This is a genomic window from Paraburkholderia sp. RL17-347-BIC-D, assembly GCF_046027915.1.
Taxonomy (GTDB): Bacteria; Pseudomonadota; Gammaproteobacteria; order Burkholderiales; family Burkholderiaceae; genus Paraburkholderia.
In genome coordinates this window covers 499,265-524,421 of sequence record NZ_JARESS010000001.1, presented here as the reverse complement: position 1 = coordinate 524,421, position 25,157 = coordinate 499,265, and the positions used below count along the sequence as shown (strand labels likewise).

The 25,157-nt window shown below is 63.4% G+C and carries 26 protein-coding genes; 9 read left to right on the top strand and 17 right to left on the bottom strand.

Going from position 1 to position 25,157, the window contains the following annotated elements:
- Positions 1 to 16: 16 nt before the first annotated feature.
- The 7 genes from tssE to P0D96_RS02395 all read right to left on the bottom strand — a co-directional run bounded on the left by tssE (position 17) and on the right by P0D96_RS02395 (position 5,682).
- Positions 17 to 523 (bottom strand): type VI secretion system baseplate subunit TssE, encoded by a 507-nt coding sequence (gene tssE / locus P0D96_RS02425; protein WP_408176715.1) that lies wholly within the window; start codon positions 521 to 523, stop codon positions 17 to 19.
- 6 nt (positions 524 to 529) lie between these two features.
- A complete protein-coding gene (locus P0D96_RS02420) occupies positions 530 to 1,021 on the bottom strand; it encodes an Hcp family type VI secretion system effector (protein WP_132374464.1) in 492 nt (163 codons plus the stop codon).
- Between the two features lie 53 nt (positions 1,022 to 1,074).
- On the bottom strand, positions 1,075 to 2,592 hold the full coding sequence (tssC, locus tag P0D96_RS02415; RefSeq protein WP_132374463.1) for a type VI secretion system contractile sheath large subunit: 1,518 nt from the start codon (positions 2,590 to 2,592) through the stop codon (positions 1,075 to 1,077).
- 10 nt (positions 2,593 to 2,602) lie between these two features.
- On the bottom strand, positions 2,603 to 3,124 hold the full coding sequence (tssB, locus tag P0D96_RS02410; protein WP_408176714.1) for a type VI secretion system contractile sheath small subunit: 522 nt from the start codon (positions 3,122 to 3,124) through the stop codon (positions 2,603 to 2,605).
- Between the two features lie 47 nt (positions 3,125 to 3,171).
- Entirely contained in the window at positions 3,172 to 4,212 is a 1,041-nt protein-coding gene (tssA, locus tag P0D96_RS02405) for a type VI secretion system protein TssA (protein WP_408311317.1), read from the bottom strand.
- A gap of 159 nt (positions 4,213 to 4,371) precedes the next feature.
- On the bottom strand, positions 4,372 to 4,875 hold the full coding sequence (locus tag P0D96_RS02400) for a DUF3455 domain-containing protein (RefSeq protein ID WP_408311314.1): 504 nt from the start codon (positions 4,873 to 4,875) through the stop codon (positions 4,372 to 4,374).
- A gap of 51 nt (positions 4,876 to 4,926) precedes the next feature.
- Complete coding sequence (locus P0D96_RS02395) at positions 4,927 to 5,682, bottom strand: superoxide dismutase (protein ID WP_408176710.1); 756 nt, start codon at positions 5,680 to 5,682, stop codon at positions 4,927 to 4,929.
- 172 nt (positions 5,683 to 5,854) lie between these two features.
- Here P0D96_RS02395 and P0D96_RS02390 point away from each other — a divergent pair, with 172 nt between their 5' ends.
- From P0D96_RS02390 to P0D96_RS02380, 3 genes are all read left to right on the top strand, one after another.
- Positions 5,855 to 6,112: a hypothetical protein gene (locus P0D96_RS02390; protein WP_408282305.1), complete on the top strand. Its 258-nt coding sequence runs from the start codon at positions 5,855 to 5,857 to the stop codon at positions 6,110 to 6,112.
- Between the two features lie 10 nt (positions 6,113 to 6,122).
- Positions 6,123 to 6,572, top strand: a complete 450-nt coding sequence (locus P0D96_RS02385) for an ester cyclase (protein WP_408176707.1) — start codon at positions 6,123 to 6,125, stop codon at positions 6,570 to 6,572.
- 393 nt (positions 6,573 to 6,965) lie between these two features.
- Positions 6,966 to 7,346 (top strand): DUF1090 domain-containing protein, encoded by a 381-nt coding sequence (locus P0D96_RS02380; protein WP_408282301.1) that lies wholly within the window; start codon positions 6,966 to 6,968, stop codon positions 7,344 to 7,346.
- Between the two features lie 36 nt (positions 7,347 to 7,382).
- On the opposite strand, the gene P0D96_RS02375 is transcribed toward P0D96_RS02380, so the two are convergent.
- A complete protein-coding gene (locus tag P0D96_RS02375; RefSeq protein WP_408176705.1) occupies positions 7,383 to 8,333 on the bottom strand; it encodes a GlxA family transcriptional regulator in 951 nt (316 codons plus the stop codon).
- Between the two features lie 160 nt (positions 8,334 to 8,493).
- On the opposite strand from P0D96_RS02375, the gene P0D96_RS02370 reads away from it, so the two are divergent.
- Positions 8,494 to 9,834, top strand: coding sequence for an epoxide hydrolase family protein (locus tag P0D96_RS02370; RefSeq protein ID WP_408311310.1), 1,341 nt, complete (start codon positions 8,494 to 8,496; stop codon positions 9,832 to 9,834).
- Positions 9,835 to 9,917: 83 nt separating this feature from the next.
- Here P0D96_RS02370 and P0D96_RS02365 read toward each other — a convergent pair whose 3' ends face one another.
- The 9 genes from P0D96_RS02365 to P0D96_RS02325 all read right to left on the bottom strand — a co-directional run bounded on the left by P0D96_RS02365 (position 9,918) and on the right by P0D96_RS02325 (position 19,661).
- Positions 9,918 to 10,601, bottom strand: coding sequence for a hypothetical protein (locus tag P0D96_RS02365; RefSeq protein ID WP_408311308.1), 684 nt, complete (start codon positions 10,599 to 10,601; stop codon positions 9,918 to 9,920).
- Positions 10,598 to 12,004, bottom strand: a complete 1,407-nt coding sequence (locus P0D96_RS02360) for a selenium-binding protein SBP56-related protein (RefSeq protein WP_408282290.1) — start codon at positions 12,002 to 12,004, stop codon at positions 10,598 to 10,600. The genes P0D96_RS02365 and P0D96_RS02360 overlap by 4 nt, the downstream gene beginning before the upstream one ends.
- 327 nt (positions 12,005 to 12,331) lie before the next feature.
- Positions 12,332 to 13,210, bottom strand: coding sequence for an ABC transporter permease (locus P0D96_RS02355; RefSeq protein WP_408176700.1), 879 nt, complete (start codon positions 13,208 to 13,210; stop codon positions 12,332 to 12,334).
- A complete protein-coding gene (locus P0D96_RS02350; RefSeq protein WP_408311305.1) occupies positions 13,207 to 14,037 on the bottom strand; it encodes an ABC transporter ATP-binding protein in 831 nt (276 codons plus the stop codon). Before P0D96_RS02350 ends, P0D96_RS02355 begins: the two co-directional genes overlap by 4 nt.
- Positions 14,038 to 14,107: 70 nt before the next feature.
- Complete coding sequence (locus P0D96_RS02345) at positions 14,108 to 15,160, bottom strand: ABC transporter substrate-binding protein (protein ID WP_132374451.1); 1,053 nt, start codon at positions 15,158 to 15,160, stop codon at positions 14,108 to 14,110.
- A gap of 69 nt (positions 15,161 to 15,229) precedes the next feature.
- The gene (locus P0D96_RS02340) at positions 15,230 to 16,138 is read right to left on the bottom strand and encodes a TauD/TfdA dioxygenase family protein (RefSeq protein ID WP_132374450.1); all 909 of its coding nucleotides are present in this window, start codon (positions 16,136 to 16,138) and stop codon (positions 15,230 to 15,232) included.
- Between the two features lie 184 nt (positions 16,139 to 16,322).
- A complete protein-coding gene (locus P0D96_RS02335; RefSeq protein ID WP_408311301.1) occupies positions 16,323 to 16,901 on the bottom strand; it encodes a c-type cytochrome in 579 nt (192 codons plus the stop codon).
- The gene (gene soxC, locus P0D96_RS02330) at positions 16,894 to 18,171 is read right to left on the bottom strand and encodes a sulfite dehydrogenase (RefSeq protein ID WP_408311298.1); all 1,278 of its coding nucleotides are present in this window, start codon (positions 18,169 to 18,171) and stop codon (positions 16,894 to 16,896) included. Before soxC ends, P0D96_RS02335 begins: the two co-directional genes overlap by 8 nt.
- Positions 18,171 to 19,661, bottom strand: coding sequence for an MFS transporter (locus tag P0D96_RS02325; RefSeq protein ID WP_408311295.1), 1,491 nt, complete (start codon positions 19,659 to 19,661; stop codon positions 18,171 to 18,173). The genes soxC and P0D96_RS02325 overlap by 1 nt, the downstream gene beginning before the upstream one ends.
- Positions 19,662 to 19,952: 291 nt before the next feature.
- Here P0D96_RS02325 and P0D96_RS02320 point away from each other — a divergent pair, with 291 nt between their 5' ends.
- From P0D96_RS02320 to P0D96_RS02300, 5 genes are read left to right on the top strand one after another with little or no spacing between them, the layout of a single operon-like run.
- The gene (locus P0D96_RS02320; protein ID WP_132374446.1) at positions 19,953 to 21,020 is read left to right on the top strand and encodes an ABC transporter substrate-binding protein; all 1,068 of its coding nucleotides are present in this window, start codon (positions 19,953 to 19,955) and stop codon (positions 21,018 to 21,020) included.
- Between the two features lie 18 nt (positions 21,021 to 21,038).
- Positions 21,039 to 21,899 carry an ABC transporter permease gene (locus P0D96_RS02315; RefSeq protein WP_408176690.1) on the top strand — a complete coding sequence of 287 codons (861 nt, stop codon included), beginning with the start codon at positions 21,039 to 21,041 and terminating at the stop codon, positions 21,897 to 21,899.
- A 43-nt stretch (positions 21,900 to 21,942) separates the two neighbouring features.
- A complete protein-coding gene (locus P0D96_RS02310; RefSeq protein WP_408311291.1) occupies positions 21,943 to 22,821 on the top strand; it encodes an ABC transporter permease in 879 nt (292 codons plus the stop codon).
- A gap of 34 nt (positions 22,822 to 22,855) precedes the next feature.
- Positions 22,856 to 23,731, top strand: a complete 876-nt coding sequence (locus P0D96_RS02305) for an ABC transporter ATP-binding protein (protein WP_408311288.1) — start codon at positions 22,856 to 22,858, stop codon at positions 23,729 to 23,731.
- Positions 23,732 to 23,774: 43 nt separating this feature from the next.
- Positions 23,775 to 25,148: an LLM class flavin-dependent oxidoreductase gene (locus P0D96_RS02300; RefSeq protein WP_408311285.1), complete on the top strand. Its 1,374-nt coding sequence runs from the start codon at positions 23,775 to 23,777 to the stop codon at positions 25,146 to 25,148.
- The last annotated feature ends 9 nt before the right edge of the window (positions 25,149 to 25,157 follow it).

The following is a 25,157-nucleotide window of genomic DNA, read 5'->3' as shown; positions in this document are numbered from 1 at the left end:
CGACGCGCCGGCGGGGTCACGCGCGCGTCCCTTCCGAGACGTCGACCTTGCCCGCTTCGAGGTCGAGTTCCGTGCGCAGATAGAGGCGCTCCGGCACGGGATGCGCGTGAAGATCGCCTTCGACGATGAACGCAATCGCGTTGTGCTGGCCACTCGTTTCGCCCGTCTGGATCGCGCGAACGCGCAGCGTGCCCGGCAGGATGCGTGGCTCGAATGCGCGGATCGCATCGGCCATCAGGCGTTCGATCCGCGCGACATCGACATTCGACGCGCTCTTGCCCGCGAGGTCGGAAAAGCCGAAATTCAGCACCGACTCCGCGACGCCCGGATAGCGGGCGACGTCCTGCGACGACGCGATACCCTGCGCATTGAGCAGCCAACCGAGGTCGCGCATGACGCTGCGGCGCAGCGAGCGCGCCGAACTCGACCGATGCTCACGCACTTCGCGCGTCGCATCGGGCTCGTGATCGGTCAGCCTCTCCAGCAGCGAAGGCTGCACACGTTCGGCGTTTTTCAGGCGCATAGCCGCTTACGCCGTCGCGTTCGCCGGGATGTTCCACTTGCTCTCGACGACCCCGCCGAGCGCCGAGCCCGAGGTCGGGTCCTGCTGCTGATAGGTCACGTGGAACTTCTCGAAGTTGAGCGTCACGGTTTCGGTGAAGCGGTCCTCGCCATCCGAGCCGCCGGTCGAGTAGTTCGTCACCAGCACCTTCTCCATTTCGATCGTGTAGTACTCGAGCGGCTTCGTGCCGCCGGCCTTGCGCACGGTGAGCTTGCCGGTGGGGAAATGCTTGCCGGTCGAACAGGCCGTGATGATCGACGGCGTGGCCCGGTCGGTGTACTTGGTGACCGACAGATCGTGGACCGCCACCTTGCCGCCTCCGCCGCCCGTGCCGAGGTGCATCGTGCCGGACTGGGAGAGACCCCAGCTCCACGAGAGCACATCGATTTCGTCCTTATGCGTGGAATCGAGCGATTCGCCCTTGACGGTGCCCAGATCCAGAAAAATATCGACTGCCATGGTGTATCCCTATGTAGATGACTGCGGTGAAAAGAATCGTGTGCTCGTGTGCGTCAGGCGGCCTTGGCCGACGGCAGCTTCGAGACGAGCCGCAGCGACACGGTCAGCCCTTCAAGCTGATAGTGCGGACGCAGAAAGAATTTCGACGTGTAATAACCCGGATTGCCCTCGACTTCCTCGACCACGACTTCCGCCGCCGCGAGCGGACGACGGGCCTTGGTCTCTTCGGACGAGTTCGCGGGGTCGCCGTCGACGTACTGAAGAATCCAGTCCTGCAGCCAGCGCTGCATATCGTCCTTTTCCTTGAAGCTGCCGACCTTGTCGCGCGCGATGCACTTGAGGTAATGCGCGAAACGGCTGCATGCGAACAGGTAAGGCAGCCGCGCGGCCAGATTCGCGTTGGCGGTCGCATCCGGATCTTCATATTCGATCGGCTTGTTCAGCGACTGCGCGCCGATAAAGGCCGCAAAATCCGAGTTCTTCTTGTGAACCAGCGGCATGAAGCCGTTCTTCGCCAACTCCGCTTCACGCCGGTCGCTGATTGCTATTTCGGTCGGGCATTTCATGTCGACGCCGCCGTCATCGGTGGGAAACGCATGCACCGGCAAGTTCTCCACCGCGCCGCCCGACTCGATGCCGCGAATGCGCGAGCACCAGCCATAGGTCTTGAAAGAGCGATTGATATTGACCGCCATCGCGTACGCGGCGTTCGACCACGCGTACCGGGACGCATCGGTGCCGGCAGTGTCTTCCTCGAAGTCGAATTCCTCGACCGGGCTCGTCTTGGCCCCATACGGCAGGCGCGCAAGAAAGCGCGGCATGGCGAGGCCGATATAGCGCGAATCTTCGGAGTCGCGCAGCGAGCGCCACGCGGCGTGCTCGGGCGTCTGGAATATCTTCGTCAGATCGCGCGGATTCGCCAGCTCCTGCCAGGAATCCATCAGCATCACCGCAGGGTCAGCGCCCGCGATGAACGGTGCATGCGCCGCCGCGGAAATCTTGCCCATCTGGGTCAGAAAATCGACATCGGGGCTGCTATTGTCGAAGTAGTAGTCAGCGACCAGCGCGCCGTATGGCTCGCCGCCGAACTGGCCGTACTCCTCTTCGTAGAGCTTCTTGAAGAGCGGGCTCTGATCCCACGCGACGCCTTTGTATTTGCGCAACGAGCGATGCAGATCGGACTTCGAGATGTTCATTACCCGCAGCTTCAGGCTTTCGTCGCTTTCCGTATTCGTGACCAGATAGTGCAGACCGCGCCATGCGCTCTCCAGCTTCTGGAATTGATCGGTGTGCAGGATCACGTTGATCTGCGCGCTGAGCTTTTCATCGATTTTCGCAATCAACGATTCGATACTCGCAAGCGCATCGTCCGACACGCGCTGGGTGTCGAGCAATGCCTGCTCCGCCAGCGTGCGCACCGCGTTCTCGACGGCCTCGCGGGCCTTGTCGGTGCGCGGGCGAAACGCCTTTTGCAGCAGCTTCTGAAACTCGCCGGATGAACTGGTGTCGTCGACCTGCTGCTCGGCCGGCTGCTGCGTGCTCGTGGATTGCTCCAGGTTGGTATCTGCCATGGTGGCTCCTTTATTCCGAATCGTCGGTTTGGCTCGTTTGCGGCTTGGGCGCGGCGGCGAGCGCGCTCAACAGCGCCGGGTCTTCGAGCAACTGGCCGACGAGTTTTTCGGCGTCGGTCTTGCCATCCATGTAGGTGAGCAGGTTCTGCAGCTGGCTGCGCGCCTCGAGCAGCTTCGCGAGCGGCTCGACCTTGCGGGCGATCGCAGCCGGCGAGAAGTCGTCCATGCTCTCGAAGGTCATGTCCACGCCGATCTTTCCTTCGCCCGTCAGCGTGTTGTCGACGTGCATCGCGACGCGCGGCTTCATCGAGCGCAGTCGCTCGTCGAAGTTATCGATATCGATCTCGACGAACTTGCGCTCGGTAACCGGCGGCAGCGGCTCTTGCGTCTGACCCGACAGGTCCGACAGCACGCCCATCACGAAAGGCAGATTGACCTTCTTCTCCGAGCCATAGACTTCGACGTCGTATTCGATCTGCACGCGCGGCGCACGATTGCGCGCAATGAACTTCTGACTGCTTTCCTTGGCCATCCTGTGATCCTCCTCAGTGAAAACAATGTGATGCGACGCGATTCGAATCAGGTGGCCGGCAAATCGGCGGCCGCCGTTCCAATCACCTGAGTCAATTGCGCGAGCCCTTCCGGCGCGAGTTCCTTGAGCAGATCGACGAACGACTTGTCGATCAGGCCGCGCGCACGTGCGAGCAGGAGCGGCACCGGGCTCGCGGGCTCGTGCCTGGCGTAATACGTGCACAGGCGATCCAGCGTCGCCGCGACGTCGGCGCGGCTCGAGATAACGTCACCGACCGCCGCGGACCTCGTTTCGGTTGCGCGATCGTCCGCCGGCGCGGCTGGCTCCGCCGCAATGCCCTGCTCCTTCAGGCATCCGCCCAGCAGTGCTCCCGCCCGGCGAAGCAAGGTCTTGAGCGCGTGCAGTTCGAGCGCCTGCGTCACGCCCACGCGCTCCGTCAACACGCGTTCGAGCGCCTCGGCGTTGGCGAGCGCCATGTCGGATGCGGTCTTCGCGCGCAGCGCCGCTTCCGGCGACGAGGCCGTGGCGGCTTCGATCTCCGCAAGGCTCATGACCCCACGGCCGTCGGGGGCAACGGTCTCGCCATTCGCATACGACCACTCGCGCAAGGTGACAGGCACGTCATGCGGCACGAGCCGGCAATCCATGAGCTCGGCGAGCAGACCGGCTGCATCCACGAATGCGGCGAGTGCGTTGATCCGCACGGTGGGATCGTTGCCGTCGCTCGCGTCGAGTTGCGGATGGACGTGATCCCAGTTGCGATCGAGAAGCGCCGCGGCAAGCGTGAGGCCATCCGCGAGACCGGCAATACCCTCGTGAGCAAGCCGCGCTCGCGCAAGCCACGCGACCACACGCAGGTCTCGCGTGCGCGCCATCAACTCGACGCACAAGGCGTCCGTCGCCGCCCAGTCGGGCGGTACGGCGGCGACGAGCGTGGCGCCATATTCCACTTCAGGACGTCCGCCGACGGCTTCCTCGAGTTCGCGGAATCGCGGGTCGTATTCGAGATCAGGGCCGCACGGCGCTTCATCCGACAGCCTGTCCAGCCATTCCGTCCAATCTTGATGAGCGATGAATTCAGTTTTCATGGTCTGCGTTGTGCGTTGAAACCAGGCGGTCCGTTCATTTGCCTCTTGCTTCATAAAACACGCGAACGGCCCCTCTATTCCATCGACTTTTAAACTGTAGTAATCCGAATTAATTTGACCGGTCACCATGCGCGAGAGGCCAACGTCTTCCGCCGCTTGCTACTTGAAAAAAGTATAAGTGGCGATGTACGGCGAGTTGCCCGCCGCGTGTTCGACGGTGCAAGGCGCTGTTGGCGCCGCGCCGCCTGCGGTCATCGTGCGTTGCACGTAGCGCACCTCGCTCAACATGCCCTGCGCGCCCGTCGAACGTGTTTCCAGCAGGAGCTGCGGTACGCCGTTCGGCGTGTCGCTCGGCATCTGCGCGAGAACATGGCCCACGATCCGGCTGCCGTCGCGGGCTTCCCAGGACGGTCCCGCCGAATGCTCGATCACCGCGGCCCCGCTGGAGTCAAACAACGTGGCGCGCGGACTGCGGAACACCCAGCCGAGCGTGTGCTTCGCATCGTATTCACACGAGTAAATCTGCACGCCGGATGCGGTCGCGCTCAGGAGCGCTCGCGCATCGGGTGGGTCGATCGGCGCGGCGCCGGCTGACGTGCCGACTACCGCCAACAACCATACGGCGCTGATCGAATGGCGCGTTCTGCGTGACAAGCGAATCATGGCGATGCTCCTTGTTGACCCGATATGATGAAAGCCTGCAACCGCCCCTCGTCAGACGCGGTCGAGATTGGCCGAGGCGAACGCCCAGTTCAGGTGGCGCGAGACCGTTGCAACGAGATAGTCCGGCCGGCGGTTCTGGTAGTCCAGGTAGTACGCGTGCTCCCATACATCGACGGTGAGCAGCGGCACGAGTCCGCGCGTGAACGGCGTCTCCGCGTTGCTCGTCTTGACGACCGCGAGTTCTCCGCGATCGAGCACGAGCCACCCCCAGCCACTGCCGAACTGCGAGGCCGAAGTCGCAACGAGCGTCTTGCCGAGCGCATCGACGGAACCGAACTTGCGCACGATCGCCGCCTGAAGCTTCGCGCTCGGCGCGCTCGGCGCCGGGCTCAGCGAGTTCCAGTAGAAGTTGTGGTTCCATGCTTGCGCGGCGTTGTTGAAGACGTCGGCGAGCGCGGGCTGGTCATGCGACTGCATGATGACCTGCTCGAGCGATGCCTGTTCGAGCGGCGTGCCGGCAAGGAGCTTGTGCAGATTGTCGAAATACGCCCGGTGGTGCTTGCCGTGATGAATGCCGATGGTGCGCGCCGAAATGGTCGGTTCGAGCGCATTGTCGGCCCATGGCAGGGCCGGCAGCGTTTGCGGCGACGAGCCGAGAAATGCCGGAACGACACTCGTCGCCATGCTTGCGGCGGGCTCGGCGTCGGGAGTGGTCGCGCCGGACGCAAGCTTCGAGAACAGCACGCCGAATGAGGCCATGGACCCCGCCGCCATCAGACGCCGCCGGGAAATGAAGGAGTTGAGCATGTTTGAGCCTGTTGTTGTGTGGGCGACCAGTTCACCCGGTCTGCTGACACAACACCTCGTCATTGCGATCTATTCCACGCCGCTTTGAAATCTCCGCGCGCGGCTGCCGGCAGAATAACTTGCGTTGCCCGGCTGTTCCTTGCACGTGAAGAAACCGCCAGCCGGAGATGCGATGAAAGCGAGAATGACCATTGAAAAATGGTCGATTCCCTACGAAAAAATTACGACGGTCGGAGGGCGCCCGTTTCGACTGCGGCCGGCACGCGTGTCGATGGATGGGCGCATCCGTTATCCCCTGTCCAATGCTCAACTGGAATTGCGCGCAACGCGAGTATTGCAGCAAGAAACGGAAGGCGGCCGACTGCTTGCGCCCATATTGTTCAGGCAGAGGGAAGCGATTGCGTTTTCCTCGTTCAACCACAGTCAATGAGGAATTCACCATGTCCAAAGAAGATGACAACAAGGCCGTCGTGGGCCGCTGGTTTACGGATTTCTGGGGCAAGACCTGCAACCTCGGCATCGTCGACGAACTCGCCGCTCCTGACATGCTTCTTCAATACTCGCTGCACGAGCCGCGCCGTGGCCGCGAAGACATCAAGGCCTTCATGACCGGTTTCCGCGAAGCGTTCCCGGACCTCAACTTCTGGGGCGCGGCCGATCTCATCGCCGAAGGGGACTATGTCGTGGGCCGTTGGGAGGGTGGCGGCACGCATACCGGTCCGGCATTCCGCGATTTCCTCGTCGGCTCGTTGCCTGCGGCGACCGGCCGGACCATGCGCTTCACCGGCACGACCGTGTTGCGGCTCAAGGACGGCAGGATCGTTGAAGAAATCGGCCTGGACGATGGCGTCACCGCCCTGCAGCAACTCGGACTCATCAAGCCAGTGTGATCGAAGACGCGGCGCTGCCGGTATCTCTCGACGTCGCCGTGTGCCGATAACGGGCGTCGACCGTGAATGTCAACCTTGAGTTTGCGGCGCAGTCATTCAACGCGACGACGTTGACCTTTGCTTCGATTGACTGCGCCGTAACGCAATCAAAGTCCGATCAACCAGCTAAAGTCTGCCACCGGCAACAAGCAAACCCATGAGCCGTGCAAGAAGGATAAACTGGTCGGCCGAAAAGTCACTGCTCAAGCTGAAACGTCGAAGAACCAGCAATGCATTTTGAATTGCACGCTCTCGCCGATCAGACTTGCATTGATCAATTCCGGAGACGAAAGCTCCAGCATCGCTGCAAAACGCACGATGGAAGAACAACAAACCACGATTGTGAGGTCTCTCATGAAAACGGCGGTCAAGGTATTCCTGCTCGGCATGGTTGTCTATCCGATGGTCTGTTCTGCTCAAGCAAACGGCTGCGATGCGAAGCGCAGTTCGATAGAGAAAGAAATCGCCTACGCGCAAACGCACGGCAATGCGAAGCGCGTCGATGGTCTGGAAACCGCCCTCGCCCAAATGAATGCGAACTGCACGGATGCCGTGCTGCGCAGCGAGGCGCAACGCAAGGTGGCCGCGTCGCAAAAGAAACTGGCTGAACGCGAGCACGACCTGCAGGAAGCGAAGGCCAACGGCAAGAGCGCGAAGAAAATCGCCGAGCGGCAACGCAAGGTCGATGAGGCGCATGCGGAGCTTGAACGGGTGCAACTGGAAGCGTCGCAGTAAGCCGACATGCTCGGCACCGTCTACAGAGTGGTCGTCTTATCGCTCACCCGGCCGGGCCTCACGCCGCATCTCCCGCGGCGGCACGCCAAACCCGCGCATGAACACTTCGCGCATATGCCGGCGATCGCGAAACCCCGTCTCTTTGGCGATCACCTCCAGCGAGTGCCGGCTCTTTTCGATCATCAACCGCGCGGCTTCGAGCCGCAGCCCCTCGATCGCCTTGGCAGGCGACTGTCCCGTCTCCAGGGTGAACACCCGGCTGAACTGCCGCGGGCTTAGGTGCGCCTGACTCGCGAGTTCCTCGACGGTGAGCGGCCGGCTGAGATGCTTGCGCGCATAGTTGAGCGCGTCCTGGATGCGGTCGGACTTGGGTGCGAGATCGAGCATTTCCGAATGCTGCGACTGGCCACCCGAGCGCCGCTGATGCATCACCAGCTTGTGCGCGACTGAACGCGCGATATCGGCGCCGAGGTCCTTCTCGACCATCCCGAGTGCGAGATCGAGTCCAGCAGTCATGCCGGCCGAGGTCCAGATCGGGCCATCGACCACGTAGATGCGATCTTCGTCGAGCTGGATGTCCGGAAACCGGCCCATCATCTCGCGGGCATACGCCCAATGCGTGGTCGCGCGCCGGTTCGCGAGCAGCCCTGCTTCGGCCAGTACGAAACCACCTGTGCAGATGCCCGCGATGCGCCGCGCGCGCATCGCGGCCTTGCGCAGGAACTTGAGTACTTCGGCGGACGGCGGCGCGGTGAGCGGGTTGTTGACGCCCGCGGCGATCCACGTGTCGATCGCCATGCGCCCGCCAAGCGGCCGCGTGCCCACCGCCATGCCGAGCGACGAACGCACCTCGCCACCCGCTACCGAAAAGTTCTCGATGCTGTAGAAGGTTTCGCCCGCCGCAATGTTCGCGTACTCGAAAACCGACTGCGACGCGAGCGCCATCACCTGAAAACGATCGCCCAACAAATATCCGATCCGGTGCATGGCGGCCTCCGCGCTTCGTCAAGTCAAACATCCGATGAATTCGATGTCCTTAATCATGACCCTATCCGTCATTTGAGCCACCGTCAATCCGTACCACAATCGTCTTATGCACATTGTGCACAGTTGCAAATTGCGCACTTTTATTCAAGGAGACATCCCCATGCCCATGGTTTCGACGGCGCCAATCCGGCGCGGCTCGTTCGCCACTTCAGCCGCCGCCCTCGCGCTTTCCGTGGCCGCGGCCTTCAGCTACACCGAGCCGGCTTCGGCCGCGGATCAGCCTTCCGCGAGCCCGCGCGTCGCGGCTGAAGACGACTCGATCCGCCCGTTCCACATCCATGTCCCGGACGACACGCTCGTCGACCTCCGCCACCGCATTGCGGCGACGCGGTGGCCCGACAAGGAGACGGTTGTCGATCAATCGCAAGGCGTGCAGGAAGCCAGAATTCAGGCGCTGGTGCAGCACTGGGGGACGAACTACGACTGGCGCAAGGCGGAGGCCAGGCTGAATGCCTTGCCGATGTTCGTGACCACGATCGACGGCGTGGATATCCAGTTCATCCACGTGAAATCGCGCAATCCGCACGCGCTGCCGTTGATCATCACCCACGGCTGGCCAGGCTCGCCGCTAGAGATCGAAAAGGCCATCGGTCCGCTGACCGATCCAACCGCTCACGGCGGCCGCGCGGAGGACGCCTTCGATGTCGTCATTCCCTCAATGCCGGGCTACGGCTTTTCCGGCAAACCCACGGGCGTCGGCTGGGGTCCCGATCACATCGCGCGGGCGTGGGACGTCCTGATGAAGCGCCTCGGCTACAAGCAGTACGTGTCTCAAGGCGGCGACTGGGGTTCCGTGATCGCCGATGCGATGGGGCGTCAGGCTCCCGCCGGCCTGCTCGGCATTCACGTCAACATGCCCGCGACGGTGCCGCCGGATGTCGCGAAGGCACTCAACAGCGGCGAGCCGGCGCCGGCCGGGCTGTCGAATGGGGAGAAGGCGGCGTACCAATCGCTCGCCAACTTGTACAAAAAGGGTGGCGGGTATGCCGCCATGATGGTCACGCGCCCGCAAACCGAGGGCTACGGCCTGGCTGATTCGCCCGCGGGCCAGGCCGCCTGGATGTACGACAAATTCGCGGCGTGGACCTATAGCGGCGGCGATCCCGAGCGCTCGCTCACCAAGGACGAGATGCTCGACGACATTACGCTGTACTGGGTCACGAACACGTCGACCTCATCGGCGCGGCTTTACTGGGAGAACAACAATAACAACTTCAACGCGGTGGAACAGCGTACCGCTGAGATATCGGTTCCGGTTGCCGTCACGGTCTTTCCCGGCGAGATCTATCGGGCGCCGCGAAGCTGGACCGAGCGCGCCTATCCCAAGCTCACTTATTTCCATGAGGTGAACAAGGGCGGACACTTCGCTGCATGGGAACAGCCGCAACTCTTCACCGAGGAGCTTCGCGCGGCGTTCAGACCGCTGCGGCAATATCAATGATGTCCCGCCGGTTGCCGCCGCACGCGAATGCACAGCGGCAACCGGCGGCAAGAGCCGGCCTCGCGAAACGCACGCGTGCCCTATCACACCTCGCCGCTGACCACCGCGGCATTAAGCGCCAACGAGAGCGCGCCAACCAGGACAAGACTCAACGCCCAGACCGCATCCAGATTGAACCAGCTCCGCGACACGAACTTCAACCCCAGGTAGCGGTAGACCAGCCAGGCCAGAAGCCCACCGGCAACCATCATCGCGCACGCATGCACACCCGAGACAAGCAGCGCCATCCCCAGATTCGCTTCGATCAGAGTCTGCGCGGCCCGATGTCCTCGATCCATGTCGTAAGCGCTGCACAGTCCGAGGTAAATCGGTACGAGCATCAGTCCCGCACCGTGCGCAATGGCAACGGCGAACGACCACAGCGCGAGCCGTGACGGCGGAATCCGCACGAGGACACGCGGATGGCGTCGCCGGATCAGCAGGACAACGCCGAAGCCGATCACGAGCACGCTGGCGCCGATCTGGATCTCGCGCTGCCAGGCAAGCAGGATGGTCAGCATGGCGAACGGCAGCATCACCAATAACACGGCCAGCACGTGCCCCACCGCGAGATAGACGAGCGCGCTGAACAGCGCTCGCGCGCGCCGCTCCATCAAGCCGCTCGACACGGCCAGCGGCCATCCCATCGCCGGGTTGATCCCGTGATAGAGACCGCTCGCCAGAATGGCCAACCACAGGCCGGTCTGCGACCAGCCTCCCCCGATCAAACGCCCACCGACGGGTAACAGAACGAATCGGTCGAGCAGTCTCCGCCTTCGAGCCGGATCTGGTGGGCCCGGTATCCGTCTGGGAACGACACCCAATAGTCATCGGCCAACGCGAGCCCCCCACCGGGCTCGGCCCGCGCCATGACCTGCGCACCCGGCACGCCGTCCGGATAGAACTGGTTGTCCCACGTCGAATAGAGGGAGTTGGTCCAGTAGACCCGCTTGCCGTCGCGGCTGATCTCCACCATCTGCGGGCCACCCGCGAAAGTCTTGCCGTTCGGATGCGGCGTGCGCCGCACGATCCCGCCGATGTGAACCGATCCCGTGAGCTTCGGCTTGCGCGGCTCCGTCACGTCGTACTGGCGCATCTCACCGGTGCCCCAACAGGCGACATAGAGGAATTTGTCGTCGATGGAGAGATCGATGTCGGTGACGAGCGGCGGCACCGCGCCGAAACCCTGCAGCAGCGGCGGCAACTGTTCGGTGGCCGCGGGTTCGGGCGGAATGGTGGCGGTCTTCTCGATGTGAAACTCGCCCCCTTCGCGCCACCACGTCCAGATCGACCCTTCCAGGTTCGTCGTATCGACCACGACGCCGATGAAGCCGTACTCCCGGCTCGGATCGTGCGCGGGCCGCACTTCTAGCGCCATCTGATGGTTCGCGCCGAGGTCAAGCGTCTGCACGTTGCGCCGGCCCCGCAAGTCCCAGAAGTGGATGCGGTGCCCGTATTTGTTCGACAGCAGATCCTCGGGGACGATGCCGTTCTCGAATTGCGGCGGCAACGCCCATTCGCTCGACACCATATAGTCGCGCGGCAGGTTCCACCAGAAATCGTAGTGCTTCTCCTGCATCCCGCGGTCGATCTCCCAGCGGCCCAGGACCTCGAACGTTTCGCAGTCCATGATGAAGATGCCCGGCGGCCCGTCGGTGCCATCTTTCCCTGCGCCGCCGAGCGTGCTGACGTAAATCCCTTCCGGCCCGCAGTGAACCGTGTGCGGGCGCGAGTAGCCCGTTTTGCGGAAAATCTCCTCGGGCTCGATGATCTTGTGAATCTTCGCCTGGGTCGGATGCGGATGGGTGTCGACGATGTAAATGCGTGAAGAACGCATGCCCGGAATGATCAGATAGCGTCGCTCGAGGAATGCGTGGCCGGTCAGCGGCGAGAGCGACGACGAACAGGCATTCCAGCCGAAATGATGGAATTCGTCCCCCTTGTACGGCACCGGCACGGTGTGAACCACCTGGCTGTAAGTGGGCGAACCGGGCTTCACGTCGATGACGGCGAGCGCGTCGGGCTGCGAGAAATCGGGGCTGAGAAGCACGGTGTAGGCGTACTCCTCCGCGGGCGCATCCATCGCGAGTTTCGGTGATGCATGGAACGTGGGATCTGGGCGCATACCCATGGCGGGAGTCTCCTTGTCTATCTGATTCGGGGCCAGGGCTTTTGCGTATTCACCGTCACGGACGGCCCGCTTGCCTTGTTACGAAACATCGTGTGTCAATGAGAAGCACGGCCCGATGGTGGCGAACCGTGGCGCACCCTTAGATTTGTAGTTCACGGCGGCAGCGACAGCAACCGGGAGTTTCGTCAGGTTTTGTGCAGCGCACCTTTCGTCATACTTAGGCGCCTTCTACACTAGAGTAGTCGCCAGCACCAGATAGTTCGACAGGATCGTTGCGCAACCGTTCAGTTCTTGCGGCGCGCGCAGGTGGCGCCATGATTGCGGCCGTCAGTGCTGCACGCCCCAGCGCCGTACGGTCACGCGTTCGAGCGTATCGAACACCAGATGCTCGATCAGCAGGCCGATTACGATTACCGCGGCGAGGCCCGCGAAAACGCGGTCGGTGTACAGTTCGTTGCGATTCTGGAAGATGTACCAGCCGAGACCGCCGCTGCCGGAACTCGCGCCGAACACGAGTTCGGCCGCAATCAGCGTACGCCAGGCAAACGCCCAACCTACCCGCAAGCCCGCCAGAATCGCCGGCAACGCCGCCGGCACCAGAATCAACAGCACATGGCGCATGCCGGTGAGCCCGTAGTTGCGGCCGGTCATGCGCAGCGTCGCCGGCACCGACTGAAAACCGGAATAGGTGTTCAGCGCCAGCGGCCAAAGCACCGAATGGACCAGCACGAACAACAGGCTCCCGGTACCGAGGCCGAACCAGAGCAACGCGAGCGGCAACAGCGCGATAGACGGCAGCGGGTTGAACATCGCGGTCAGCATCGACAGGACATCGCGGCCCAGACGCGTCGACACGGCGAGCGACGTCAGCACGAAGGCGAGCGCCGCGCCCAGCAGATAGCCGCGCAGCAGCACGGACATCGACACCGCCGTTTTTTGCAGCAGTTCGCCCGACCACACGCCTTGTACGAACGCACTGAACGTCGCGCCGAACGTCGGCAACAGCAGATCGTTGTCGATCGCGCGCGCGGCGATTTCCCAGATACCGATCAACACCAGCGCAATCAGCGTCTTGCGCAACCAGCTCTGCGCGAAGAGGCGCTTGCCGAGCGGCAGCGGGGCTTCGAGCACGAGCTCGCCGAGCGGTTCGAGCGGACGCTCGTACTCCTCGCGAACCGGCGGCAGCAAGGTGGCGGGAGAACTCATTGCACGGCCTCCGCCTCTTCGAACAACAGGTGATGAATACGCGCGACGCTGCGCTGAAAATCGCTGCGCCCAAAACTGTCCTGCGAAAATTGATGGCTGTTGAGCTCCGCACGCACGCGGCCCGGATGCGGCGACAACAGCAGAATGCGGTTGCCCACCACCAGCGCTTCTTCGATCGAATGCGTGACGAACAGCAGTGTGAAGTTCACCTCTTCCCACAGACGCAATAGCTCTTCCTGCATCTTGCGGCGAGTCAGCGCGTCGAGCGCGGCGAAGGGTTCGTCCATCAGCAGCACGCGCGGCTGCATCGCCAACGCGCGAGCAATCGCAACGCGCTGCTTCATGCCGCCCGACAACGTATGCGGATAAGCATTGGCAAACGACGCAAGCCCGACCTTCTCCAGATAATGCAGCGCCCGCTCGTTGGCCTCCGCACGCGAGAGCTTCTTCGCGACACGCAGCGGAAAGGCCACGTTCTGCAATACGGTCTTCCACGGCGGCAACTGGTCGAATTCCTGAAACACGACAATGCGATCGGCGCCGGGGCCTCGGATAGTCTCACCGTCGAGCGAGATGCTGCCGGATGTCGGCTCGATAAAGCCGGCCACCGCCTTGAGCAGAGTCGATTTGCCGCAACCGGACGGTCCCAGCAGCACGAAACGGTCGCCGCCGTAGACGTCGAAACTCACGTCATGGGTCGCGCGCACGATCCGCTCACGTGTGCGGTATTCGAGGTTGACGTTTTCGACCGCAAGCAATTTTTCGCTGGTCGCCGGCGCGGTTGCTTCGGCGCGGTTCGGAAACAGCACAGTAGGATTGGCCACCATCAGATCGCTCCCTGTAAGCCGACCACTCGGGCCGATAGATATCCAGCGATGCTCGCATATGCACTCATGTTCAGCTTCCGGTGGCGGTCGCCGGGTCGTCGAAGAAATAGTCCTTCCAGGACTTCGGTTCGTTCCTGATCACACCGACGCGATGCATGAACTGCGCGAGTCCGAACGTGTTCTGCGGTGCGACCTTGAACTGCACTTGCGGATCCTTGATGACTTTCAGCAGCAGATTGCGGTCGATCTTCGACTGATTCGTGCGGATATAGATATCGGCCGCGGCATCGGGATTCGCCGTGATGAAGCGCGCCGCGTCGGCGAGCGCGTCGACGAATGCGCGGTACGTCTTCGGATTGTTGTCGCGGAATTTTTCCGTTGCGTACAGGACGGTCGCCGAACTCGGGCCGCCCAGCACGTCGTATGAATTCAGCACGATGTGCGCCTTCGGATTGCCCGCCAGTTCCTGCTCCTGAAACGGCGGATTGCCGAAGTGTCCGGTGATTTCCGTGCCGCCCGCGATGATCGCCGCGGCCGCGTCGGGATGCGGCAAAGCCTGCGTGAACTTGTCTAGGCGGTTGTAATCCTTGTCGCCCCAACGTTTCGCCGCCGCATATTGCAGCACGCGCGATTGCACCGACACGTTGACGGCCGGCACCGCGATGCGGTCCTTCTCGCTGAAGTCGGCAATCGTCTTGACGTCAGGATTGTTGCTGATGAGGTAATACGGCAGATTACCGAGCGACGCCACGCCCTTCACGTTCTGCTTGCCATGCGTACGATCCCAGATCGTGAGCAACGGGCCCACGCCCGCGCCGGCGATATCCACCGCGCCGGAGAGCAGCGCGTCGTTGACGGCGGCGCCACCCGAGAGCTTCACCCAGTCGACCTTGATATCGAGCCCCTGCTTACGCCCTTCCTTCTCGACGAACTGCTGATCGCGCGCCACGTTCAGCAGCAGATAGACGATGCCGAACTGCTCGGCCACGCGAATCTGCCCTTCGGCATGCGCGGGCATGGCTGCGCCGAGACCGGCCGCAGCCGTCGACAGAGTCAGCAGCGTCGCGGTCAAACGGCGAGCGAAAGACGACCGCGCGGCGGTCGGGCGAAACATGGCGAGCATCGGAACTCCGGTCAGCGTGTGAGCGTGTAGTTTTGGTAAAAGCAGTGGCCAAAGCGGGCCACGTGGCCGTCAGAACGGCACGTCGCCTTCAATCGTCGTGCGATACAGTTTGCGGCGCAGATGATCCGGCGTGCCGGCCGCGAGATGCATCAATGAGCGGTTGTCCCAGAACACCATGTCGTGTTCGGCCCACTGATGGCGGTACAGATGCTCGGGGCGCACGCTATGCGCGAATATTTCGTCGAGCAACTGCTTGCTCTCGTCTTCGGGCAAGCCGATCACGCGGGTCGTGAAATGCTCGCCGACAAAGAGCGCCTTGCGTCCGGTCTCCGGATGCGTGCGCACGATCGGATGCACGACCGGCTTCACCTGCGCGATCTGCTCGGCGGAGAGATTCGGGCGCCACGGGCTGCGCTTTTGCAGCTCGGCGTATTTCGCGAGATACGTGTGCTCCGCCGAACGCCCTTCCACCGCGGCGCGCAAATGCGCGGGCAGCGTCTCGTACGCCAGATGCATGTTGGCGAACAGCGTGTCGCCGCCTTCTGCCGGCAGTTCCTGCGCGTGCAGCAGCGAGCCGAGGCTCGGCTTCTCCTTGTACGACAGGTCGGAATGCCAGTAGTGACCGGCATCGCCGAGACCGATCGGCTGGCCGTTCTCGACGATGTTCGAGACGACCAGCACCTCCGGATAGCCAATCAGCTGGAACTGATGCAGCACATGAATCTGCAGCGGACCGAAGCGGCGGCTGAAGGCGATCTGCTGATCCGGTGTGATGCGTTGGTCGCGAAACACCAGCACGTGATGATCCAGATGCGCGCGGTGAATGCGGCGGAAATCGTCGTCGCTCAGCGGCTGGCCGAGATCGAGGCCCAGCACTTCGGCACCGACAGGGCCGTCGAAAGCGCGAATTTCGATGGGCTGGGCTTGATGAACGCGGCCAGTCTCGCTGGCGGCGGTAGGTGCAAAGGCAGTCGTCACAGGAAACTCTTCGTCGAATCTGTTCGGAAACGCCGGCTAGGGCGCAGTCAGACGAATTTACCGGCGCGGGCGCGCGCCGACAACGAAGCAAATCCGATACTGTTATCTGCTGGAGTGATAAACCCGATGCTTTAACGCGTTCCGGGCGGTTGATCGCCTCTGGATGCATCCATACACCGAGCCTTTAAAGTCGCCCAGGACGTGGATCGGCGACGAAACCATCGCGATTGGGCATGACCACACGCGGCAGCGACGCCGCGTCGAGCCGCGTATTCGCCGGCACGATGCCGTTCTGGTTGAGCAGGAATGCGCTCACCGCGTACACCTCGTCGGCGGAAAGCGATTCGGGCGCGTTGTAGGGCATCGCGCGGCGGATATAGTCGAACAGCGTGGTCGCGTACGGCCAATAGCTGCCCACCGTGCGCTTCGGCTTTGCGCTCGTCAACGTGCCCTGCCCGCCTATAAGCTGATCGCCGAGACCGCCTTGGCCCTGCGCGCCGTGACAGGCCGCGCATTTCGCGGCAAAGATGTGCGCGCCTGTGGCGACGTCGCCGCTGCCCGCCGGCAGGCCGCGGCCATTCGGCGCGATGTCGATGTTCCATGCGGCGAGGTCTTGCCCGGTAAGCGGCGTGCCGATGTCGTGACTCGCATCAGCGCTGCGCGCGCCCGGCGTCACCGATGAACACGACGTCAGCGCCGTCAGCGCCAGCAGCACGGCCAGCGCCGCACGAGCAAGCGTGTATCGCGAAAGCCTCTCACGCATTACGCACCTCGCCGCTTGCGTCCACGCGCCACTGCTGAATCGCGTTGTAGTGGTACTGAGAATTCAGCCCGCGCGCGGCGACGAGTTCGGCACGCGTCGGCTGCACATAACCGGTCGAATCCGTGGCGCGCGACAGAATCGCGGCGGCGCCGCCGTCCCACCGCCAGTCCGCCTCGAAGCGCGTCAACGCGCGATCATGGATCGCGCCGACGAGACGCGCGGCGCGCCACGTCGTCCCGCCATCGGTCGAGACCTCGACCTTGCGGACCGTGCCGCGCCCGGACCAGGCCAGACCGGTGATCGGGTAATAACCGTGCGTGGTGAGCCGATGCCCCGGTGACGGCCGCGTGATCACCGACTTCGCGTCCATCTCGAACGCAAACTGACGCGCGGTGCCGTTCGCGAGCAGGCTGGTGTACTTCGAGGTTTCCTCGCGCGTTTGCAGCGGCGCGTCGACCACCCTCAGCCGACGCAGCCACTTGACGTTGGTATTGCCCTCGAATCCGGGGACGATCAGACGCAACGGATAACCATTCTCCGGACGCAAGCGTTCACCGTTTTGCGCGTACACCACGAGCGCGCGATCGAGTATCCGTTCGAGCGGCAAACTGCGGGTCATTGCAGAGGCGTCGGCGCCTTCCGCGAGTAACCAGCCGCCCTGTGTTCCGTTGCCGGACACCGATACACCGCCGACCTCTTCCAGCAAGGTGGAAAGGCGCACGCCGGTCCATTCGCAACACGACAGCAGACCGTGTGTGAGTTGCACGGGCATGCCGCTGGGCCCGTTCCATTCATTGCCGGTATTCCCGGAACATTCGAGAAAATGAATCCGCGATTCGGATGGCAGGCGCAGCAGGTCGTCCATCGTGAACAGTTTCGGCGTCCGCACGAGTCCGTGAATCGCCAGCCTGTGCTGATCGGGATCGATATCGGGCACGCCGCCGTGATGACGTTCGTAGACGAGACCGTTGGGCGTGAGCGTGCCGTGCAAATCGGCGAGCGGGGTCATCGACGAAGCCGCGCCGGGCAGCGGCCATGCGCGTGCGCTGCGCCGCACGACATCCGCCTCATGCGGCGACGGCACGCCGTACGGATGCTCGAGTATGGGCGCGCCAGGCACGCGGCTCGACTGCGCGACCTCGAGCGGCTTGAGCAATTCGCTCGCTGCCGCGGCTTGCGAAGCAACGAGGCTGCCGAGTGCCAAACGGCCAAGCACGCGACGGCGACCGCGCGACGGCGGCGTATCCGGTTGAGCGATACGCGCAGGCATTATCGCGTTCCCGTCACGGCTGGCTCCGCGTAATCCTCGCCGTCGATGTCATAGCCCGACGGCTCCCACCGAATTACCAGCAACGTGAGCAGCGAACTCAGCGGCGCGATCGCGATCAGCCAGAACACCTTCGTGCCGAGCGCGGCGGCCAGCACTGGAAAGAGAAACAGCGAGACCGTCGAGGCGGAGCGCACCAGCGTCTGGTTGAAACCCACGCCGATCCCGCGCAATGAGGTGGGATAGCTCAGCGACGCATACGTCATCGAATGAGAGCCCGGTCCGAAACCTTGCCCGAACAGATAGCCGCCGAGCAGCAGGATCGCCACCACGACGAGCGCGCCGCTGCCCGGTTTGCCGATCAGCGCGAGGCCGATCAGCGCGGCGAACTGCAGCGCGTGTCCGAGCACCGTCATTTTCCATGCGCCGACCGTCGGCGCGGTGCGCACGCCGATCAGGCCGCCGACGAATGCGAACGCCAGATTCAGCGCCAGCGCGGCGATGATCGTCGTGAGCGGCCCCTGCTGGAAGAAGCTGGTGATGATCACCGGCAAGCCGAAGATGATCGCGTTGTAGCCGAATGAGGAAGCACTGCCGATCACCGCGGCGAGAATCGTGCGGCGGCGATACGTTGCGTTGAAGAGCACACCGTAGTTGCGCCATGAAGCGGCACGCGGCGTTTTAACCGGCGTGTCGCTTTTCTCGACCACAGCATCCACGCCATACGAGCGTTTCAGGATGCGGGCGGCTTCGTCGAGATTGCCCTGATTCGCGGCCCACACCGGCGATTCGCTGATATAACTGCTGCGCACGAGAATGATCGCGATGGCGGGCACGGCGCCAAAGGCCAGCGTCAGACGCCACAGCCAGCCAAGCTGATGGTCGGGCAGAATCGCGTAGAGGCCGAGGATCAGCAAATAGCAGGTGCTCGTGGCCGCATACCACGCCGGGCACCACGCGGCGACGCTGGCCGCCTTGTTGCCCTTGCCCGCCACGCGCGAGAACTCCGCGAGAAACGCCATCGCCACCGGCAGATCGAGACCGACGCCGAAACCCATCAGAAACCGCGCGCCGCCGAGCACCCACGCATTCGGCGCGAGACCGGCCGCGATCGCGGCGACCACGAAGAACAGCATGTCGGCCATGAACACACGATAGCGGCCGATGCGATCCGTCAGATAACCGCCGAACAGCGCGCCGAGAATCGCGCCGAAGGTAATGGCCGATGAAACGAAACCCACCTGCACCGGCGACAGCGAGAACTGACGCGCGATGTCCTTGATCCCATAAGCAAGCGAGGTCAGATCGTAAGCATCCAGAAAGACACCGCCGAGCGCGATGGCAATCACGATGCGCGCATTGCTGCCCTTCGCGGCGCCGGCATTGACGATGCGCGAAACGTCTTGCGCGCTACGGATGATAGCGGGCCGCGCCGCGCTGTCGGCGGGCGTTTGAGCGTCGACGGCGGTCGACGGAAAAGCAACAGTGGACATGATCCGGGCTTCACATGAATGGCTGAAGCGTTGCATGGTAGCCATGCGATTCACGCCGGCAAAACGACGAATTCAACTATGCAAATCGGGATTTCCGCGCTGGCTTCATGGCGCGCCACGCAGTGGCGCTGCCCGTCGCACGGTTCGCACTTCTGCAGATTTTCTTATCTGCAATGATTGGTTGGATTCGAGCGCACGCGAATCTAACGTGTAGTTCCGGCGACCGGCGCGCCGGTTATCCGCCAACCCGAGCTTTTACACTCGCTCCCACTCCTCGATTGGTATTTGCGCATGCGCTATTTCCGTCTGCTGAAGTCTTTCGTCGCCGTGGCGACCCTCTCGCTTGCCGCGGCTCACGCCTATGCCGACAAGCCCGCGGTGATCCGCATCGGCGTCGCGCAGCAAGGCACGGGCGATCCGCCCTCCTTCGGCGGCTCGCCGGCGGCGACCGTGCAATTGCAGCAGTCACTCGAAAAGGAATTCGCCGCCGACGGCATCAAGGTCGAGTGGCTGTTCTTCAAGGGCGCGGGCCCGGCGGTCAATGAAGCGATCGCCGACAAATCGCTCGACTTCGCTTTCCAGGGCGATCTCCCGGCGGTGCTCGCCCGCGCCAATGGCCTGAAAACGCACTTGCTGCTCGCCTCGGGCGTGCGCACCGGCATCAAGGTCGCGGTGCCTGCCGATTCGGATGTGCGTTCGATCAAGGACCTGAAGGGCCGGCGCGTGTCGATCTTTCGCGGCACCAATCTGCAGCTCGTCGCCGACAACGCGCTCGCCGCGAATCAGCTAAACGAGCGCGACCTGCGCGTGATCAATCTCGACACCGCCAGTTCGCTCGCGGCGCTCGCCTCCAAGGGCATCGACGCGTCGGTCAACGATTACCACGTCTACAAGCTGCGCGATCAGGGCCTTGCGAAGGTGGTCTACGAATCGCAGAACGACGGTCCGCAATTCACGCGGCAGTCGCACCTGCTTGTGGTCGATGACTTCGATCATGCGCATCCGGACATCGTGCAGCGTGTCGTCAACGTGTTCGTGCAAGGCGCGCAATGGTCCTCCGACGAAGCGAACCGCGATGCCCTCTTCAAGCTATGGGCCAAAAGCGGCGTGCCCTATTCGTCGTGGCAGGCCGAGTTCGCCAATCAGAAGCTGAAGGATCGCAACTCACCGTTGATCGATCCGTTCATCGTGGGTCGCTACAAAGCCGTCGCGACGGATGCGCTGAACCTCAAACTGATCCGCCAGCCGGTCGAGGTCGATGGCTGGTTCGAAACGAAATATCTCGACAATGCGCTGCGCACGCAAAAGCTCGACCACTACTGGACGCGTTACGACGCTGCGGGCAAACCGCTCAGCTAATCCACCGGAGCGATCACGATGAGCGACACCGCAATCCAGGTCGAACGCGAACGGCTCGCGTCGTCCACCACGCCGCACGCGCCTCACGTTCCGCTGTTTCGCGAGCCGCGCCTGCGCGCGCTCGCGTGGCGGCTCGCGCCGTGGGTCTTGCCCGCGCTGCTGTTCGCGCTGTGGGCCGTGGGTTGCGAACGCGGCTGGATCGCGCCGCAGATTCTGCCGCCACCCGAGCGCGTGTTCGGGACGCTGCTCGAACTGGCAAAGAGCGGCGACCTCGCGCGCAATACGCTGGTCAGCCTGCAACGCGTGCTGCTCGGTTTCGGCGCGGGCACGCTGCTCGGCTTCGCGCTCGGCGCGGCGCTGGGGTTGTCGCGCACGCTCGAGGCTTACGTGCTGCCGAGCTTCAATGCGCTGGTGCAGATTCCGGTGCTCGGCTGGCTGCCGTTCCTGCTGTTGCTCGTGGGCGTGGGCGAGCCGCTCAAATACATCCTGATCGCGCATGCGGCGCTCGTGCCTGTCACGTTGAGCACGCTGCAGGGATTCCGCCAGACACCCGCCGCGCTCGATGAAGTCGCGCGCGTATTCGAATACAGCGGCTGGCAGCGGATTGTCTATCTCATACTGCCCGCGGCTGTACCGACGCTCGCCACGGGCGTGCGGCTCGCGTTCACCAAAGCCTGGCTCGCGCTGGTGGTCGTCGAACTGGTGGCGTCTTCCGAAGGGCTCGGCTATCTGATCGTCTACGGGCGGCAACTTTTTCAGCTCGATCTGGTGATGGCGTCGGTGGTCGTGGTCGGCGCGATTGGCTATGCGGTGAACCGTGCGCTCGATGCGCTCGAAGCGCGTTTGCGGCGCGGACAGCCGTCGGCGTTTCGCGAGTGATCGCATCAATCGCATCCATGACGCTACACGTGAGGTAACTACGATGAGTCTCGCCCTCTTCAAGCGTTCCAGTCAGTCGCAACAGTCCGCCGACGCGTCCTGCGATTGCGGCGCGCCCGCTTCCTTCCGGCTCGCCGCCCAACCGCGCCGCCCGCTGCTGACACGCGTCGACTGGCGCGGCGCCGTCTTGCCCGTCATCGCAATCGTGATCTGGTGGGCCGTCTCGGAAGCGCACGTGGTCAAAAGCGGCTTGCTCGTGAGTCCCGCGCAAGTCCTCGCCACCGCATGGCAGCAGATCGAGAGCGGTGCGCTGCTGAAGGCGCTCTCGGCATCGCTCGCGCGCGAAGCGAGCGGCTTCGTGATCGGCACGCTGGGCGGTTTGCTGCTCGGCGGCGCGCTCGGCTTTTCGCGGCTCGCCACACGCATGGTCGGACCGAGCTTCGACACCTTCAAACAGATCTCGCTGTTTGCATGGATCCCGTTGATCTCCGTGTGGTTCGGTCTCGGCGATGCCGCGAAAGTCGTGTTCCTCTCGCTCGCCGCGCTCTTGCCCGTCACCGCGCATACCTGCGACGGCATCCACGCCGTGCCGCGCGCCTATATCGAAGTCGCGCGCGCTTTCCGCTACTCGCGATGGCAGCTCATCCGCGCGGTGATTCTGCCGGCCGCGCTGCCGTCGATCTTTACCGGCATCTACCTCGCGCTGATCTATTCGTGGCTCGCCACGCTCGGCGCCGAGTATCTGCTGGTGGCCGGCAGCGGCATCGGCAACACCTTGATCGACGGCAGCGAGCAATTCCGTATGGACCTGGTGCTGTTCGGCGTGATCGTGGTCGGGGTGACGGGCTGGGCGTTGAATGCGCTGGCGCGGGCCGTCGAGCGGGCGATCTTTGCGCGCCGGTTCCAGTCGGCCACGCGCTGACCCCGCACCTGAACTCTCACACACTGGACCGCCCATGACTGTTTCCACGCTCTCCGAAAGCATCGACATTCTTCACGTCAGCAAGCGCTACGCGCAGCAAGGCGGCGCGCCGCTCGCGGTGCTCGACGACATCAGCCTGCGCGTGCGCGCGGGCGAGTTCGTCAGCGTGCTCGGCTCGAGCGGCTGCGGCAAATCAACGTTGCTGCGGCTGATCGCGGGACTCGACACCGACTATAGCGGCGACATCGTCGTCGCCGGCGACAAGGTCCGCGATACGTCGCTCGAACGCGGCATCGTGTTCCAGGACCACCGGCTCTTTCCGTGGCTCACGGCGTCGCAAAACATTCTCGCCGCGCTGCGTAACGCGCCGCTTTCCGCACGCGAGAAACGCGAAGCCGTGGCCGAACATATCGCGCTGGTCGGACTCAAGGGTTTTGAAAATGCTTACCCGCATCAATTGTCGGGCGGCATGGCGCAGCGCGTGGCGATCGCGCGCGGCCTCGTCAATCGTCCGCGCGTGCTGCTGCTCGACGAGCCGTTCGGCGCACTCGACGCGCTCACGCGCGGCCGTTTGCAGAACGAGTTGCAGCGCATCTGGGAACACGAGCGCATCACGATGATCCTCGTCACGCACGATGTCGACGAAGCGCTTTACCTCGGCGACCGCGTCGTCACGATGGCGCCGCGGCCGGGCCGCATCAAGCGGATCGTCGACGTCGCATTGCCGCGGCCACGCGAGCGCAACAATCCGCGCTTCATCCGTTTGCGCGACGAAGTGCTGGCCGACTTCGCCGAGCAGGATGGCACGCGACGCGAACCGCAAGAGGACCGCGATGATGACAGGCCGAACGGAGGCACGCGCGTTCCAGTAGCAAGTCCCCCGATCACGGAATGGCGGCTTGCATGGTGACGCACGCGTTCTCCCCAAACAACAAACCTTCATGGAGCAGACGATGAGCGGCGAAACACAGCGGAAGCGGCAGATCAAACTGGGGGCCTTCCTGATGGAGACGGGCCATCACATTGCCGCATGGCGACACCCCGATGCGCATGCGACGGGTGGACTCGACTTCGCACACTACGCGGAACTCGCGCAGATCGCCGAGCGCGCCAAATTCGACGCGATTTTTTTCGCCGACAGCGTGAGCGTACGCGACACGAATCTGCCTTCACTGTCTCGCACCGCGCGCGCCGATCATTTCGAACCGCTGACCTTGCTATCGGCACTCTCGGTTGTCACGAAACACGTCGGCCTGATCGCGACGGTCTCCACGACATTCAACGAACCGTACAACCTCGCGCGCAAATTCGCATCGCTCGATCATCTGAGCGGCGGCCGCTCGGGTTGGAATCTCGTCACGTCGAGCACGGAATCCGAAGCGCTCAATTTCAGTTTCGATCGGCATCCGGATCACGCGGTCCGCTACGAGCGCGCTCGCGAGTTCTACGACGTGGTCGCGGGCCTGTGGGATAGCTGGGAAGACGATGCGTTTATCCGCGACAAGGAGAGCGGCGTCTACTTCGACCCAGCCAAGCTGCACGTGCTCGGCCATGCGGGCAAGCACTTCAAGGTGCGCGGGCCGCTGAACGTCGCGCGTTCGCCGCAGGGCTGGCCGGTCGTCGTGCAGGCCGGCGCGTCCGAGGCCGGGCGCGAACTCGCCGCGCAGACCGCGGAGGTGATCTTCGTCGCGCATCAGACGCTCGACGAAGCGCAGTCGTTCTATCGCGACGTCAAAGGGCGTCTGGCGAAGTATGGGCGCGCGCCGGATCATCTGAAGATCATGCCGGGCATTTTCCCGATTGTCGGCCGCACGCAGGAGGAAGCCGAGGAGAAATTCGCCAAGCTGCAGGACCTGATTCATCCGACCGTGGGTCTCTCGCTGCTGTCGAACATGTCGGGCGGCGTGGACCTCTCCCAGTATCCCGTCGACGGGCCGCTGCCCGAATTGCCGGAAACCAATGGCGGCAAGAGCCGTCAACGGCTGCTGTTCGATCTCGCGCGGCGCGAGAACCTGACGATCCGCGATCTGTATCTGCGCATCGCGGGCGCGCGCGGCCATCGACAGGTGGTCGGCACGCCGACGAGCATTGCGGACCAGTTGCAACAGTGGTTCGAAGAAGAAGGCGCGGATGGGTTCAACATCATGTCGCCGTGGTTGCCGGGCGGCTTGACGGAATTCGCCGACCAGGTCGTGCCGGAGTTGCAACGGCGTGGACTGTTCCGCACGGAATACGAGGGCAGCACGCTGCGCGACAACCTCGGGCTGCCGCGCCCCGTGAATCGCCATGCCTCAGCGACGCAGCAAGTCGCCGCCCTGGCAAGCTGATCAAGCGGC

What these genes read in the sequence shown, in the direction of transcription:
- tssE (WP_408176715.1), bottom strand. Translation starts at nt 523, where the DNA reads ATGCGCCTGAAAAACGCCGAACGTGTGCAGCCTTCGCTGCTGGAGAGG.
- P0D96_RS02350 (WP_408311305.1), bottom strand. Translation starts at nt 14,037, where the DNA reads ATGGTGGCCAATCCTACTGTGCTGTTTCCGAACCGCGCCGAAGCAACC.
- P0D96_RS02315 (WP_408176690.1), top strand. Translation starts at nt 21,039, where the DNA reads ATGAGCGACACCGCAATCCAGGTCGAACGCGAACGGCTCGCGTCGTCC.
- P0D96_RS02320 (WP_132374446.1), top strand. Translation starts at nt 19,953, where the DNA reads ATGCGCTATTTCCGTCTGCTGAAGTCTTTCGTCGCCGTGGCGACCCTC.
- P0D96_RS02355 (WP_408176700.1), bottom strand. Translation starts at nt 13,210, where the DNA reads ATGAGTTCTCCCGCCACCTTGCTGCCGCCGGTTCGCGAGGAGTACGAG.
- P0D96_RS02370 (WP_408311310.1), top strand. Translation starts at nt 8,494, where the DNA reads ATGCCCATGGTTTCGACGGCGCCAATCCGGCGCGGCTCGTTCGCCACT.
- P0D96_RS02420 (WP_132374464.1), bottom strand. Translation starts at nt 1,021, where the DNA reads ATGGCAGTCGATATTTTTCTGGATCTGGGCACCGTCAAGGGCGAATCG.
- P0D96_RS02325 (WP_408311295.1), bottom strand. Translation starts at nt 19,661, where the DNA reads ATGTCCACTGTTGCTTTTCCGTCGACCGCCGTCGACGCTCAAACGCCC.
- P0D96_RS02375 (WP_408176705.1), bottom strand. Translation starts at nt 8,333, where the DNA reads ATGCACCGGATCGGATATTTGTTGGGCGATCGTTTTCAGGTGATGGCG.
- P0D96_RS02385 (WP_408176707.1), top strand. Translation starts at nt 6,123, where the DNA reads ATGTCCAAAGAAGATGACAACAAGGCCGTCGTGGGCCGCTGGTTTACG.
- tssA (WP_408311317.1), bottom strand. Translation starts at nt 4,212, where the DNA reads ATGAAAACTGAATTCATCGCTCATCAAGATTGGACGGAATGGCTGGAC.
- P0D96_RS02305 (WP_408311288.1), top strand. Translation starts at nt 22,856, where the DNA reads ATGACTGTTTCCACGCTCTCCGAAAGCATCGACATTCTTCACGTCAGC.
- P0D96_RS02310 (WP_408311291.1), top strand. Translation starts at nt 21,943, where the DNA reads ATGAGTCTCGCCCTCTTCAAGCGTTCCAGTCAGTCGCAACAGTCCGCC.
- tssC (WP_132374463.1), bottom strand. Translation starts at nt 2,592, where the DNA reads ATGGCAGATACCAACCTGGAGCAATCCACGAGCACGCAGCAGCCGGCC.
- P0D96_RS02400 (WP_408311314.1), bottom strand. Translation starts at nt 4,875, where the DNA reads ATGATTCGCTTGTCACGCAGAACGCGCCATTCGATCAGCGCCGTATGG.
- soxC (WP_408311298.1), bottom strand. Translation starts at nt 18,171, where the DNA reads ATGCCTGCGCGTATCGCTCAACCGGATACGCCGCCGTCGCGCGGTCGC.
- P0D96_RS02335 (WP_408311301.1), bottom strand. Translation starts at nt 16,901, where the DNA reads ATGCGTGAGAGGCTTTCGCGATACACGCTTGCTCGTGCGGCGCTGGCC.
- tssB (WP_408176714.1), bottom strand. Translation starts at nt 3,124, where the DNA reads ATGGCCAAGGAAAGCAGTCAGAAGTTCATTGCGCGCAATCGTGCGCCG.
- P0D96_RS02390 (WP_408282305.1), top strand. Translation starts at nt 5,855, where the DNA reads ATGAAAGCGAGAATGACCATTGAAAAATGGTCGATTCCCTACGAAAAA.
- P0D96_RS02300 (WP_408311285.1), top strand. Translation starts at nt 23,775, where the DNA reads ATGAGCGGCGAAACACAGCGGAAGCGGCAGATCAAACTGGGGGCCTTC.
- P0D96_RS02380 (WP_408282301.1), top strand. Translation starts at nt 6,966, where the DNA reads ATGAAAACGGCGGTCAAGGTATTCCTGCTCGGCATGGTTGTCTATCCG.
- P0D96_RS02360 (WP_408282290.1), bottom strand. Translation starts at nt 12,004, where the DNA reads ATGGGTATGCGCCCAGATCCCACGTTCCATGCATCACCGAAACTCGCG.
- P0D96_RS02395 (WP_408176710.1), bottom strand. Translation starts at nt 5,682, where the DNA reads ATGCTCAACTCCTTCATTTCCCGGCGGCGTCTGATGGCGGCGGGGTCC.
- P0D96_RS02345 (WP_132374451.1), bottom strand. Translation starts at nt 15,160, where the DNA reads ATGCTCGCCATGTTTCGCCCGACCGCCGCGCGGTCGTCTTTCGCTCGC.